The organism is Flammeovirga aprica JL-4, assembly GCF_012844305.1.
GTDB classification, from domain to species: Bacteria; Bacteroidota; Bacteroidia; order Cytophagales; family Flammeovirgaceae; genus Flammeovirga; species Flammeovirga aprica.
In genome coordinates this window covers 37936-52551 of sequence record NZ_JABANE010000051.1, presented here as the reverse complement: position 1 = coordinate 52551, position 14616 = coordinate 37936, and the positions used below count along the sequence as shown (strand labels likewise).

Here is a 14616-nt window from a genome sequence, read left to right as displayed (position 1 = left end):
CAACAAATTAACTGTTATATAAGGGTGTATCAGGTACGTTTAATAATTGTATTTTCTAAAGGTGATTTGCATATAATTGATTTTTAGGTGTGTTTTGGGTTTAATTTTATGATAATAATAATGATATATGCTTTTTGTTGAAATACTTATATTACATTAACTGATTTTTGGCAGTTTAAAACATGGTGTAAAAAATTATTTTTATGTGTTGATCAACATATTATAACTATTTCTCTACCTCTACCTTTGTCATATAATCAATCACATACTACGATTATAAATTTTAAACAGTAAAGAAAAAACATTTCATTTCATTGAAAAACTTCTACTATTATTTCCCACTAATCACTCTAAACACTATGAAAAAATTTATCATTATTAGCGCATTAGTCTTTGTAACATTACCTAGTATTACAGCTTTAGCAAATGATTTTTATCTACCATTTAATGGAATATCATATTTCTTTAAAGCTTCCTCAAATGGTAAGGCTGTAAGTTTAATATTTGAAGACTTAAACGGAGAGGAGATCTACTTTAGAATATCAGATAAAGAAGGAAATATTTATCATGAGAAAACGATTATCTCTACAGGTAAAGTGAAAGAGGACATCAATTTAAAGTCATTGCCGGTAGGTAAGTTTTATTTTCAAATGAGTTTTGAGGATAAGGTAATGACTCGTGAGTTTTTTGTTACCCCTTCCAAAACAGCCATTATGATGAATTATACCCTTACTTCACAACAGGAAAAGTTTGAAGTTGCTGTGAAGGATGAGGATCTGTATCTGATGTTGAATACAAAAATAAAAGGTTTTGTAAAGCTGAAACTTAAAGATGAGTATGGTGAGACCATCTATTCTGATAAGTTCTTAGCAGGAGCAAAAAAATATACAAAATATGAACTAAAAGATTTTCCAGCAGGTGTTTATATAATCGAGTTAGAATTAGATAACAAGAAATATATTGATTCGTTCTCAGTGATTTAAATACCTCAAAAATATTACATACATACTAATCAATTCAATTATAAACTTGGTCGTCAATGTAGACGAATCGTTCATACATTCTACTTATAATCCTACAATTAATCGAATAATTAATTTTACTCAAAAGCCACCAAAATTCTGGTGGCTTTTATTGCATAAAAAAGAGTATGCTCTTAGAGATACTCTCGATTTTTAAAACTTTTATATCGTTGTTTTCAGATTTAATATACTCTGAAGCTGTTGAATCTCTTCTTTTAATTTTTTGATTTCATGCAACATCTCATCGTACTGTGACTGATAATTATCTCTTTCTTTTCTTACTCTGTTGATATCGTATTGATACCACTCCTGTGTAGGGAGGGAAGCGACAAGTGCGTCGTAATCTTCCATTTTATTTTGATATTGAGCAATCAGTGAGGTCGTTTTCTTCTTGCCTTCCTGAGGTTTGATATACTTTCTATTGATGGTAAACTGAAGTCCTTTTTCATTTAGAAAAGTATATGTATGCTGAGAATGATTGGTTAGGAATACAGTTTCACCTTCATCAAAATAATAATCCTTCTTATCTATCTTGTTGGTAATGCTGATGTCTTTTTTAAAGATGCCGACAGCATTATTCTCAGGTTTAACCGAAGCAAGGTATAACTGTACTGAATCTTTTTCTGTCTCAATACTTTTAATCTGTCTTTCTAGTCCATAAATCAAGCTTTTGAAAGAAACAGAATCAATGCTGAACTCTTTTTGTAATTGCTTGAGTTGACTTTCTTTTTCTGCTAATAATTTCTGGTTAGTTTGATAATGCTGTGAAAATACATTTTGAGAAAAACAGAATAATGAAAGACTGAGTAGTAGAAAATACTTTTTCATCTTCTTGTATGTTTTGATTGTAATGAATATTAGGCAATAAAAAGGGAATATAGAATAACCCTTTCATCACAAAATTACGGTAATAAAAGGGTTAATTGTTTGATTTGAAACTTATTATTTCTTAAAAAACAGCTGAATAGCACTTGGAAAACGTTTAGCCCAGTCTCCTTCAGAGTGTCTTGCTTGTTTATCGATCACTACAAAAAGATCTTCTCCTTCTTTGTAGCCTTTTGTTTTCAAAGAGGAAGACATTTTATCTACTCCTTCTTGAAGTACTACATCTACTTGCTTGCCTCCATTATCAATGTAAAGTAGAAGTTCTTTTTTAGGATCACTTTTGATACTTTCGATATAATCAAAATCTTCATATTTAAAGGCTGGCGACATACAAATAGCACCTTTAAATGTTTCAGGATATTCCCAAGCTATCATAAAACTGACTAACCCTCCCATAGAAGAACCTGCGACAGCCGTATTTTGCTTTTCAGGTTTAGTTCTGTAATTCTTGTCAATGAAATTTTTTAAGTTCGCAGCGATAGATTTACGGTATATTTTCCCCTTTTCAGTATCACCATAGTCTTCAGTACGGTCAGCGGTACAATAAGAACCAACGATAATGATCTCTTCAAGCATACCTTTTTTGATCAGGCTGTCACATGTTTCATCTACTTGCCAGTCTACACCAAAAGAAGAAGTTTTAGGGTCAATGATATTTTGACCATCATGCATATAAAGCACAGGGTAGCGCTTATTGGTTGCCGCATGATAAGAAGGAGGGAGCCAGACAATAATATCTCTATCTAGAAGTCCATCAATATGGAAGTTTTGATGATACTTTACTTCTCCTGTGATTTGACCTGTTGTTTTGTTATCCTTACCATCCGTCCATTTTTCAATAAGCAGATGAAATGTTGTGTCTTTTTGGGGAACTAAAAACTCATCATTATGTCTTTCTGTTCCATTTTTATCAGCAGCTTGATATTTCCAGTCTCCTTGTGTGAACTTAAATTCTAATAGTTTTTCAGGTGCCACTTCATGGCTGAAAGTCCAATGCAGTTCATTTACTTTCTCCATTTTTACCTGATTAGGGTTCCAGTACCCTAAGAAGTCTTGATTTCCTACAATATAGACTTCGTTGTCTACAGGGTGATTAAGTTTGATATTCCAAGTGACAGTTACTTTATCAGAAGAAGGGGTACAGCTTGTCAATAATAAATAGGTAAATAAAGTGAATACTAATTTTTTCATTTCATATATAAGTTAGTTGATAGTTCTAAGGTAAGATTAAGTATCAATTTTTTCTGACCCAGAACTTAATAAAAAAGCCTCATACTTTAGAAGTATGAGGCTTGGAATATTTTCAATGTCTATTGAAACTATGGACGAACTCTTAAAGTAGTTGATCCACCGATCCAACATCCAATTTGTAATGGCTTACCTTCAGCATATCCTTTTGCAGCTAATGTAAATACATCAGATTTAGAAGGGAATTGCTTTTGAGCAGCAGACATTTTAGCAGAAGCACCAGCTTTAGCATACATGTCATATGCCGCTAAGTAACATGCTCTTTCGTGAACGTTGTCATTTGAAGACTCGAAACACTGCTTGTAAGAACCCATGTAAAGGTCACCAATGAAAGTGTAAGCTTCTTTAGAGATTTCGCTGTCAAACTCGATAGCTTTGTAAGCTTGAGCACGAGCTTGAGTTTTTAAACCTTTCTTGTTGTATAATTTAGCAAGGTCAATTGAAGTCTCAGCTTGTTTCGTAGGATCTTCAGCATATAATTCGATTGCTTTTTCTTTCCACTCGATTGCTTTGTCTACATCGTCTCTCTTGATGTATTGACCAGCGATAACGCTTGCCATTGCAGCTTGAGGATCCGCTTCAAATACTACTAATGCAGCATCTAAGAAGTAAGGACCGTCAGTACATTTCTTACGGATAGAGTAACCGAAGATTTTCTTAGCAGTACCAAGGTCAGAAGGATCAGCTTTGAATTTAGCACCTAATTTCTCGTTGATGAAGTCACAGTCGATATCCAACATACCCATGATGTACTTGTCAGCCATAGTTTGGATACGAGTCCAAGACTTCACGTCTTTGTCTTTCTTAGCAGCTTCAGCTGTAGCAATGTTTTTACCAGCAATTTCAGAAACGAAATCATATTCGTCCATTAACCAGTTTTCATTGTAAGATTTATATTTTTTGAACTCAGCATCGTTTTGTTCGAAAGCTGTTTCAAGGTTAACCAATTCTTTCTCAGCAGCCTCTTTTTTAGCAGTGTACTCTTTGATCTGATCGTCAGTGTACTTACCGTCTTTGTTCTCAATTACAGAGTTTGCAGTTAAGATCGCAGATTTCTGTGCTTTAGTTTTAGGATCTTTGTTGAATCCTTGAACTGCTTTTTTGTATGAGATATGTAATTTAGCTACGATTGCAACATAAGCAGACATGTTAGCATCATCAGTTTTCTCACCATCTCTATCAGCAATACCTCTGTAGAAGTTGTAGTACTCAGGAAGTCTTTCGTCGAAATCAGGACGATCTTTTACATATCTGTAAAGGTATTTACCTTTTGTAGATTCCCAAGTGTCAGCTTTACCAAAGTATTTACCTCTCTCATCATAAAGTTTAAGAACCATGTCTTCATACTCTGTGATAAGGTTTTTATCTGCAGTGTCTTTTTTCTTTGTTTCCTCAGAAAGTTTCGCTTTGAAAAGCTTTAAACCGTAGATATATAAATTTTTATGGATATACGGAGCATTAGTATATAAATAATTGAAAGCGTCAAGTGTTTCTTGTCCGTAGTTCTTTGCTTTCATATTATCAGAGAAGAAAGTGTATTTCGACTTAGTCTCTTCTACATTTTCACCCCAGCAATACCCTCTCGCATCACATCCTTTTTTCACGCTACCATCAGCAGCATTTTGTTCTGTTAAACCATTGTCCTTTTCGGCCTCTGTTCCTTCTTCTTGTGCTTGAGCAATTCCTGCTACAAACATTAGTCCTAATAGAAAGGTTGCTAACTTATTCATGTTTGAAAATCCGATTGATTAGTTGATTTTTCGCCTTACAAACCAGCGATCGTTGATTGTTACACCTATATTTAATTGATAGTGACGATCATCGAAAGTATTGCTGTTTTGAATCTCTGATTCTTTCCATCCATATTGTCCAGAGACAGATAGGGATGAGAAGCCCATAGGGAATTCAATACCAGCCGTCACTAAATACTCTTTAATCTTTTTTCCAGGTCCATAGGGTTCATAAGGGGAGATTCCGTAAGAGAAACCACCTCTGTATGTGATCCTATCGACATATCTTGTTGATAAATAATTGGAAGTATACTCAACACCTACACCGATGTTGTAAGCATCTGTCATTTGAGATTTCCCATCATAATCAACGAACTTTGACCAGTTTTGTTGTTTGAAATCTACTGCTACTGCTAATTTTCCAACCAACTCATAACTCAACCCGACTGCAAACTCTTCAGGCATTGTTGCTTTTTGTGATTGATCAACAATAATAGTATCTCTGTTCAAAATTAAATCAGTAGTAGAACGTGTTTGAATATCTTCTAGACGTTTTACGTTGATTTGCTGTTCAAAAGTATATGTAGCACCGAAGTTTAATCTAGACCCTTTTTCTTTAGCACCAAAATGGTGAGAGTAGTAAACCCCTGGCTTATAAACCAAACCTCTATAGTTCAGACGGATACCTCTTGCAGAGATAAAGTCACTTGAACCATCTAGAAGTTCAGTTTTTGTATTTCTTTCAATAATGCCAATGTTGTACCCTAGTTCAAGGCCAATTGAAAGCCCTTTAGCAACACGGAAAGCGTTTGAGAAGTAAACTTGGTTCACACCGCCTCTACCTTCGTTTTCAATACCGTAGTATTTTGCTGGAGTCATTTGTCCATTGACTGGAATACTTAAAGTGTCAGCTTGAGAGAATTTATATCCCACTACCGTATACGGCTTAAAACCTACACTCATTGTCCATCTTTGGCTGATTGGGAATGCAAAAGTCATGTAACTTAAACCTCCTCCATAATCGGCCTGTGTTTGATTTTCTGCTGTTAACGTTCTTTGCTCGGTAAACATACCGATTTCAAAGAGTGTTAAGTTGTTATAAGTTAACGTCGCAGGGTTGAGCAAATTGGAGTGCCCATAACTCGCTAAACCTACACCTGTATAGCCCATACCTTTATTTCGGACAGAGGCTGCGTCTACAGGGTTTCCAACTCCTAATGCTGTAAAAGGAGAATTGCCTATTTGCGCTAAAGCTGTTGTAGTGAACGCAAAAATTGAGAGGCAAGTAAGAATGATATGATTAATACGTCTATACATGTAATCTCAGGATACTGTCGATTCCCTTGAGAACCAAATTTCGGTCTGCAAAGATGCTTGAATTTAATTTAGATTCAAAAGTATTTGCAACTCCACCGCATAGTAAATTATTAATTCTACCATATTTTGCCTCATATTGGCGAATAATCCCATCAATTTCAGCTGCGATTCCGTTAACAGCCCCTGATAACATACAGTTGTCAGTACTGTCGCCGATCAGATCGACTTCAGTCCCTTCCCAATCTAGAAGAGGTAAGTTAGCCGTAAATGAATGCATTGCTTTTAATCTCATATTTATTCCTGGTGATATTCCACCGCCTAAATATTCGTTTTTGTAATTGATGAAATCATAAGTGACACAAGTGCCGATATCAATAACAAGACAGTTTTCATCGGGAAAAACAGACATTGCACCAACAACTGCTGCAATACGGTCTACACCCAACGTTTTAGGAGTTGCGTAACGATTGATGAACGGTAATTTCAAATCTGATGTAATAATAACAACATCAAACTCTTTTTCTAGTTCTTGGACCAAATTATTTTCAATTTTGCCCACATTTGCTATACCAATACATTCACAAGAGAAGTCTTTTAATGCTTTTATAAGTTCTTCTTCCTCTTTAAAGACACAAACATCTTGTAATTCGTTGTCTTGAAAGAATCCAACTTTCATTAAAGTATTGCCTATGTCAATGGCGACTCTCTTTTTCATTGCACGCTTTAAACTGACTTTTACGATAGCATCACAGTATCGCTTATTATTTACATAAATAATGTTAGAGAAAAATTATTCAAAATATTTTAGGTTTAATTAACCTAATATTCAATGATTTGTTATTCATTAAACTTAATATAGACAATTTCGTCTCCTTCATTGATCTCATTAAGAGAGTCGGTAACGGGAGTCACATAGTTGTTTTCATGGATGATAAACACCGGTAAATCAAGCTGATCTAAGAAATCTATGCTCTCTTCCTGATCCATAGTTTTCTGAATCTTCATGTGTTTTACCTGATGTTTTTTACGGATTAAAGTACTCAATCCAATAAAATCGTGCTTTCCTCTGAATAGTAAATGCTGTGGTTTTTGAAGGTTGTGCATTTCCACTTCCATCTTTGAGGCGAGACGGAATACCTTATTCATTCCGAGTTCAGAAGAAATGGTGCGATTACCTAAAATATTAATTTCATTATTGGAAGTAGTTGAAAAAAGTTGGCCATAAGCAGAAAAATCTACGTTTTCTATGGCACCGTCTGATAAAATACTTCCTTCATAAATAGGAATTCTATGTCTTTTGGCTTCTCTTAAGTTCTGTTCTGAGGTATCGGAAACCATCACAGGAATATGATATTGCTGCAGTATTTTGGCAATAAAAAGTCCCACTTCACTCGCTCCCAAGAATAAAATTCCGTTTGGTTCTTGTCTTGTCACCTTGAGAAGCTTCGCGAAAGGCTTAGCAGTCAAACCCTGTAAAACCACCGTTCCTACAATAATCATAAATGTGAGTGGCAGTAAAAGTTTTGCTTCTTCAACTTGTGCAGGTGTGATGGGTGCAATGCCTTGTGTCAGCTTCAGCGTGAAAAGAGAAGCAACACCCGCCGCAACAATACCTCTTGGAGAAATATACGAAATGAAAATTCTTTCTTTCCAAGTCAGTGTAGTACCTAATGTACTGCACAAAACGACTAACGGCCTCAATACATAGATGATGACAATAAATAAGAATAAACTATGAAAGTTGGCCAATGCTTCAAGATCGCTGATATTCATTCTTGAGGATAACATCACGAAAAGGAATGAAATCAGGATCAGTGTTACATCTTCTTTAAAAGATAGAATAGACTTTAGGGAAGCGACTTTGGAATTGGCGAGGATCATGCCGTAAACGGTCACTGCCAGCAAACCTGATTCAGCGTGCAATAAATCTGAAAAGGCAAATGTGGCAATTACAAAACCAAGTATAACAGTATTCTTTAGATGATCAGGGAGTAAACGTTGGTTTAAAACTTTAGTAGTAATAAACGCCGCTATTCCACCGGAAATCAAACCTGACAGTGTCAACAGTACAAACCCTTTTAAAGCGAAAAATGTAAACAGTTCATTGGGCTTGCCGGAAAGGATAAAATCAAAAATAAGAATGGCAGTCAATGCACCAACAGGGTCAATTAAGATACCTTCCCATTTTAAAACAGTGTTTATTCTGGAGTTTGGTTTTACATTTCTAAGAAGCGGTCCAATTACAGTAGGCCCACTTACAATGATTAATGCGCTGAAAAGAAATGCGATTCTGTAACTGATGCCCATTATGTAATGTGTGGCAATAGCTCCGCCTATCAGTGTGATAAACGTACCGAAGAATAATAACCGCCAAATAACACTGCCAACATTTTTAGTCTCTTTTAATTTGAGCGTCATTCCTCCTTCAAAAAGGATTAAACCTACAGACAGATTGACGACATCGAATAATAAATTTCCATGGAATATTTTATCACCGTCAATAAATTTTGAGCCATCTGAAGTGAAAAAAGTAGAAAAAGGCCCAATCAATAGACCAATTAAAATAAGTGGTAAGATTGCAGGAATCTTGATTCTCCAACCAAGCCACTGTGCAAAAAATCCCAACCCGATAAGTCCTGCAAGTTCGATCATATATTGTAAAAGCGTATTACTTTTTAAGAAGTTTTGAGTCTTAAGAACTTAATATGAGATGTTTCAAACATGCTCTTACATTAAGCGATTATTTTACAAAGATAGAAATATCGGTATTTCTACCTTTATCATCACTACAAGAAATCTTATTTTTTCCAGGTGAAGGTTTATAGAAGAATGTTTCCTTTTTGTGAATTTTACCTTTGAAAATATCATTGACATACCAAAATACATAATCCACATCGTTGGAAGTGATGGATTTCAGTTCTATTTCAGCATTGTTTTGTGATACATAATACGTTCTTCCGTCTAATGGAGAGACTATTTCTGGCGGGTTGCCCGAAATCATACTTTGGCAATCAGGATTATGCGGTGGTGCAAATGGGAAAGGAATTTTCTCATCGATGTAATACTGTGTCAATGCTTCAGGTGGATTGGGGTAGCTTTTTTTGATGTAACCACCATTTACAGGTAAACAATCTGAACAGTAAGAGAAGGTTTCGTCAGGATGTACAAATACAATTTTCTTATGCGTACATTTTTTTGAAGGAGAAATAAGAGGGATGTACCAGTCCGTCACTTGATGATCACAAAAATTATTGGGAATCAATCCTGATACAGCACAGACATTGCGTTCAAATAAATTGTCAGGTACTTCAACTTCCTCCTCTACCACATTATTGGAAGCATACAGGCTTCTGAAAACTCTGAATAAGAGTGGTGTGGCAATTTCTGCTCCTGTAAGTTCTTGTATACCTTCATTAGAAAAATTACCGCACCAGACACCCACCGTATATTTTGAATTATATCCCACACTCCAGGCGTCCTTTCTGCCGTATGATGTTCCGGTTTTCCATGCAATTTTCGGAACATTGATACTGTTTTGTGGATTATTAGGTAAGTCGGGTCTTTTTAGAGTGCTCAAAATTTCCCTGATCATATACGCGCTTTCTTTAGTAATGATTTCTGTCCCATCTCCATTTTGATCGTTATTAATCAATGGTGAAGCGGTATAGTAAATACCTTCATTAGCAAAGGTCGAATACAGTTTAGTCAATTCTTCCAAAGTAACACCGCATCCACCTAAAATAGTGGACAAGCCGAGCCTTTTTTGCTGTTGTTGCACAGTTGCAAATTCAGCAAGCGTTAATTTCTGTATGAAATCATGCACACCCACTTTTTCCAACAATGCAACAGCAGGTATATTCAGCGACTGCGTCAGTGCCTCTTTAACCGTTAGACTGCCTCTAAACTTCTGATCATAATTCAAAGGACTATATGTTCCGAAATCAGTCGGGACATCAAGGATCATCTGCTGAGGTGTAATCAGACCTTTGTCAAATCCCATTCCGTAGGCCAGAGGTTTTAATGTGCTTCCTGGAGACCTTACAGCCTTCACACCGTCCACTTGTCCTGAATATTGATCATCTTCAAAGTCCTGCGAACCTACATAAGCTATGATCTGATGCGACTTATTGTCGATAACAACTGCCGCGGCGTTTTGAATGCCATAAGATTGAATGAGCCTTGAGTATTTTTTGACAATTTTTTGTGATCTTATTTGTACTTTTTCGTTAATACTCGTTGGAAAAGTGAGCTGTAGAGGATGTTCATTATAAAGCCTTTGATTGAGGTGAGGAGTAAGGTTATTGATTTTTTTTCTTTGGAAGTAGATCGGTTCAGTGAGTGCTGTATTGAGTGTGCTTTCATCAAAAAGCCCCATTTTATAATACTTTTCCAACCATCGGTTTCTTTCTTTTTTTAGTTGTGCTTTTGAGCTATTGATAGCTAGGGAAGTGGGTCGGTTAGGAATAATGGACAAAAGCGTTGCTTCTGCAGGACTGAGCAGGACCGGTTTTTTTTGAAGGTACAATAACGAAGCAGAATAAATGCCTTCAATATTTCCACCAAATGGAATAAGATTCAAATAAAGGTTGAGAATTTCATCTTTTGAAAAGGTGATTTCCAGTTGAATAGCTTTCAGGATTTCAATGCATTTGTTCCAGTATGTTCTTTCATTCGGTTCCAGAAGCCGTATTACTTGCATGCTGATGGTTGATGCTCCTGAAGTTCTCTTTCCTGTCACTGCATTATCAAAAAATGCCCTTCCAATAGCTAAAGGATCTACGCCAAAATGATAATAAAACCATTGGTCTTCTTTCTCAATAATCGCTTTTTTGAAGAAGTCGGAAATACTATCATTCTCTATATGAAGTCGCCATTTATCAGTAGAATTTAGAGTTGCTCCAATGATATTCTTCTCAGAAGATAAAACAATTTGGCCATAGGTAGTCTTAGTATTATAGGGAAATAGAAATTTAATGATCAGTATTATCTGAAATAGGATAATAAAAAGAAAGCTTACTCTAATAAAAAGTTTCTTTGTTAAGTGATTGGTATTTAACTCTTTAACTTGTGAATTATTCAAAATGGATTCTTAATTTATAGTTTATCAAAAAAGAAAGGAAACAAAGTACTTATCAAAGTTCTCTTTTCTCAAATGATAGAGTTTGTCAATAGTCCTGAAATGGAATTCTAATCATTCATTCTTGTTTATCAATCAAGCCGATTAGGATTCAGCAAAAGTACGCTTTATTTCAAATATTTACTGATAGAAAAATACAATTTTCTAGATCTCATCTTAACCTAGTTACTATCCCTTTATCAACTATCTCACCTCATGAAAACAAAATTTTATCTACTCCTAATTTTCATTTTGACATTAAATTTCCCAATTATTTGTCATTCACAAACTTTTGAAGAAAACACTATTCGATTCCCTATGCTTCACGAATATGATGGTAATTATCATATTAATCCCATGGGTGAAAAAGGATTGATTGTTCTCAGAAATAGGTACGCTGGAGAAAAAAAGGATATCATTTCCGAATTAGAAGTCACTTACATCAAATCGAATTTTCAGAAAAAATGGGTAAAAACCATTCAGCTGTCACATTACGGTGATTTCATCTCTGAAGATTTTGATGACACCTATGCTTATTATCTGATGAGTTCGAGTAAGAAAGTGTATCAAATATTGCGTATTCATCTTGAAGATGGATCGCATAAAGTCTTTTTCTATAGAAATGTAGAAAAGATGACAGTGGACTACTTTGAAATTGAGAATAATATCTGTTTTCTAGGTGGTGCTGCAGATGCAAGACCTTTTGTGTCAAGATGGGATCTCGAAAATGGAAAAAGAACGATTCTGCCTTCCATTAATCAATTGAAAGGTGGTGTGGTTTGTATGAAATGGGATCATGATGTTGATCTTTTGACCGTGGTTATCAAGGCAGAAATGTCTAGTGAACACAGAGGTGTATATATAAATGATTATACCGTAGATGGCTTTTTAGATAAGCAATATTTCGAGGAAGTTCAGAGAGATTATAATTATTTGACTTTTAGACCTTATCATAACTCAAGGGGAGAATTGATGCTTATAGGTACTTACGGAATAGGGAGTTATGAAGAAGGTGCACAAGGTGTGTATACTATGGCTGTGGGTAGAAATGGTTATCGTTTAAGACCTAAGTTCTATGATTTTCTGTTTTTCAATAATATCAATAGTCACTTAACAGAAAAAGAACAGGATCACATTAAAGAGAAGTTTGAAAACAAGAGAGAAAGAAACAAAGTGATACCGCAACATCTGATATTACAAGAACATGAGCTTCAGTTTATGAACGGTCAGGTGGTTTTTGTAATGGAAGAAATGGATTACATTTATCCTTTCACGAGTGATGCGAAGTATACAACGGAAACGTTCTTCTCAAAAGCAGATGTGCCTACTCCAAAACGCTTTGTACAAGATTATGAAAATCAGATCGTAAAAAAAGGAGAGTATATTCCTTATGCTTTAAATGTGGATAAACTCACAGGTGGAAACCCTTTCCCATTAGAATGCCGCTATAAAAGAGTGATAGCTTGTGGTTTTGACCCTGAAACTGGAAAAATGCAATGGGATAATACTTATTCCGCTAGAAGCTTGAAAAATGACCTGCCTGTAGAGTCTGTACAAGCCTATGCTGATCATAAAAAAGTAGCTTTCCTTCATGTCAGCAGAGATAGCTTTTTCTATAAAATTTCAAATCGCCTTGAATATAAAAGTGATTGTGAGGTGGTGGTTTACAAAGACTATTCTCCTGCTAATGATGTTGAAAAATACATGAATGGAGGACTGAGCCACTGGTATGAAAATCACTTTATCCATACAGGAACTAAGAAGGTGACTTCAACAATCAACCGTAGTGAAACCCAGCAATATTTCTTCCTTACTTGCCTTTCTTACAGCAACCGCCGATATACTAAATAAGAAAATATTCATTTGATTATAAAACGATTACAGATTATTATTCCATCAAAATGGGTGAAATATTTGTTTATTTGAATGCTTTTTAAGGTATTTGCAATAATAAACGTAATATTTACACATATAAACACAAAGCATTAAACATGGGGTACATTGAACCTGCACCAATTACTGACAAGGAGAATCCGTTTGAGTCTATGATGGAGCGATTCAATATCGCTGCTGAAAAACTTGGGTTAGATTTGGAGACTTATGAAGTCTTGAAAAGTCCAGCAAAACAAGTAATTGTTTCATTGCCAATCGTGATGGACGATGGTCATAAGAAAGTCTTTGAAGGGTATAGAGTAATACATTCAAACACTTTGGGGCCTTCAAAAGGTGGCGTTCGTTATGATATGGATGTGAACCTTGATGAAGTAAAAGCATTAGCCGCTTGGATGACGTGGAAGTGTGCCGTTGTAGATATTCCTTATGGTGGAGCCAAAGGCGGTATAAAATGCGACCCGGCCAACATGTCAAAAGGTGAGCTTGAGCGATTGACAAGAGCTTACACTGTGAAGATGTATGAAATCTTTGGTCCTGATATTGATATTCCTGCTCCTGATATGGGTACGGGCCCTCAGGAAATGGCCTGGATTATGGATGAATATTCAAAAGCACAAGGTAAAACAGTTCAGGCTGTAGTGACAGGGAAACCGTTGGTTTTGGGTGGATCTTTAGGTAGAGTAGAAGCTACGGGTAGAGGTGTAATGGTTTCAGCAATGGAGGCTTTACGCAAGATGAAAATCAACCCTAATGGTGCTACCGCCGCAATTCAAGGATTTGGAAATGTAGGGAGCAACGCAGCAAAACTACTGGCTCAAAAAGGATTGAAAATTACAGCAATCTCTGATCATACTGGAGCATTTTATAATCCGGATGGTATTGATTTGAGAGAAGCGAGCGAATATAGAGCTACCTATAAAACGTTGGGTGGTTTTACAGGAGGAGAAAAAATTACGAATGAAGAGCTACTTGAACTGGAGGTAGATGTTTTAGTGCCTGCAGCGAAAGAAGACGTAATAAATATCAAGAATGCAGATGCCATTAAAGCCAAATTGATTGTGGAAGGAGCTAATGGACCAACAGGTGCTAAGGCGGATAAAGTTCTGCATGAAAAAGGTGTGGTAGTGGTACCTGATATTCTGGCAAATGCCGGTGGTGTAACTGTTTCTTATTTCGAATGGGTACAGAACCGTTTAGGTTACAAATGGACCCGAGACAGAGTAAACAGAAGAAGCGACCGTATTATGAAAGAGGCCTTCGAAAGAGTGTTTGATGTAGCAGAAAAACACAATGTATCATTGAGAATCGCTTCCTATATGGTGGCTATCACGAAAGTGGCGGATACATATAAATTGAGAGGCTCTTTTTAGAACTTAGAGACATTTAAATTTTACTTGGTTATATA

Annotated in this window: 10 protein-coding genes; 3 read left to right on the top strand and 7 right to left on the bottom strand. The window is 35.7% G+C overall.

Going from position 1 to position 14616, the window contains the following annotated elements; genetic code table 11:
* Positions 1 to 359: 359 nt before the first annotated feature.
* The gene (locus HHU12_RS18255; RefSeq protein ID WP_169658175.1) at positions 360 to 983 is read left to right on the top strand and encodes a hypothetical protein; all 624 of its coding nucleotides are present in this window, start codon (positions 360 to 362) and stop codon (positions 981 to 983) included.
* A 201-nt stretch (positions 984 to 1184) separates the two neighbouring features.
* Here the strand turns inward: HHU12_RS18255 and HHU12_RS18250 are convergent, their stop codons facing one another.
* The 7 genes from HHU12_RS18250 to pbpC all read right to left on the bottom strand — a co-directional run bounded on the left by HHU12_RS18250 (position 1185) and on the right by pbpC (position 11282).
* The gene (locus HHU12_RS18250; protein WP_169658174.1) at positions 1185 to 1850 is read right to left on the bottom strand and encodes a hypothetical protein; all 666 of its coding nucleotides are present in this window, start codon (positions 1848 to 1850) and stop codon (positions 1185 to 1187) included.
* Between the two features lie 114 nt (positions 1851 to 1964).
* Positions 1965 to 3098, bottom strand: coding sequence for an alpha/beta hydrolase-fold protein (locus HHU12_RS18245; RefSeq protein WP_169658173.1), 1134 nt, complete (start codon positions 3096 to 3098; stop codon positions 1965 to 1967).
* Positions 3099 to 3226: 128 nt separating this feature from the next.
* Positions 3227 to 4885 (bottom strand): tetratricopeptide repeat protein, encoded by a 1659-nt coding sequence (locus HHU12_RS18240; protein ID WP_169658172.1) that lies wholly within the window; start codon positions 4883 to 4885, stop codon positions 3227 to 3229.
* Between the two features lie 18 nt (positions 4886 to 4903).
* Positions 4904 to 6202: an OmpP1/FadL family transporter gene (locus tag HHU12_RS18235; protein WP_169658171.1), complete on the bottom strand. Its 1299-nt coding sequence runs from the start codon at positions 6200 to 6202 to the stop codon at positions 4904 to 4906.
* Positions 6195 to 6917 carry a type III pantothenate kinase gene (locus tag HHU12_RS18230; RefSeq protein ID WP_169658170.1) on the bottom strand — a complete coding sequence of 241 codons (723 nt, stop codon included), beginning with the start codon at positions 6915 to 6917 and terminating at the stop codon, positions 6195 to 6197. The genes HHU12_RS18235 and HHU12_RS18230 overlap by 8 nt, the downstream gene beginning before the upstream one ends.
* A 122-nt stretch (positions 6918 to 7039) precedes the next feature.
* Positions 7040 to 8854, bottom strand: a complete 1815-nt coding sequence (locus tag HHU12_RS18225; RefSeq protein ID WP_169658169.1) for a cation:proton antiporter — start codon at positions 8852 to 8854, stop codon at positions 7040 to 7042.
* An 88-nt stretch (positions 8855 to 8942) separates the two neighbouring features.
* Positions 8943 to 11282 (bottom strand): penicillin-binding protein 1C, encoded by a 2340-nt coding sequence (gene pbpC, locus HHU12_RS18220; protein ID WP_169658168.1) that lies wholly within the window; start codon positions 11280 to 11282, stop codon positions 8943 to 8945.
* Between the two features lie 252 nt (positions 11283 to 11534).
* Between pbpC and HHU12_RS18215 the strand changes: the two genes are divergently transcribed.
* Together HHU12_RS18215 and HHU12_RS18210 are read left to right on the top strand one after the other, a co-directional pair.
* The gene (locus HHU12_RS18215) at positions 11535 to 13169 is read left to right on the top strand and encodes a hypothetical protein (protein WP_169658167.1); all 1635 of its coding nucleotides are present in this window, start codon (positions 11535 to 11537) and stop codon (positions 13167 to 13169) included.
* A gap of 140 nt (positions 13170 to 13309) precedes the next feature.
* Complete coding sequence (locus tag HHU12_RS18210) at positions 13310 to 14581, top strand: Glu/Leu/Phe/Val family dehydrogenase (RefSeq protein ID WP_169658166.1); 1272 nt, start codon at positions 13310 to 13312, stop codon at positions 14579 to 14581.
* Positions 14582 to 14616 lie beyond the last annotated feature (35 nt).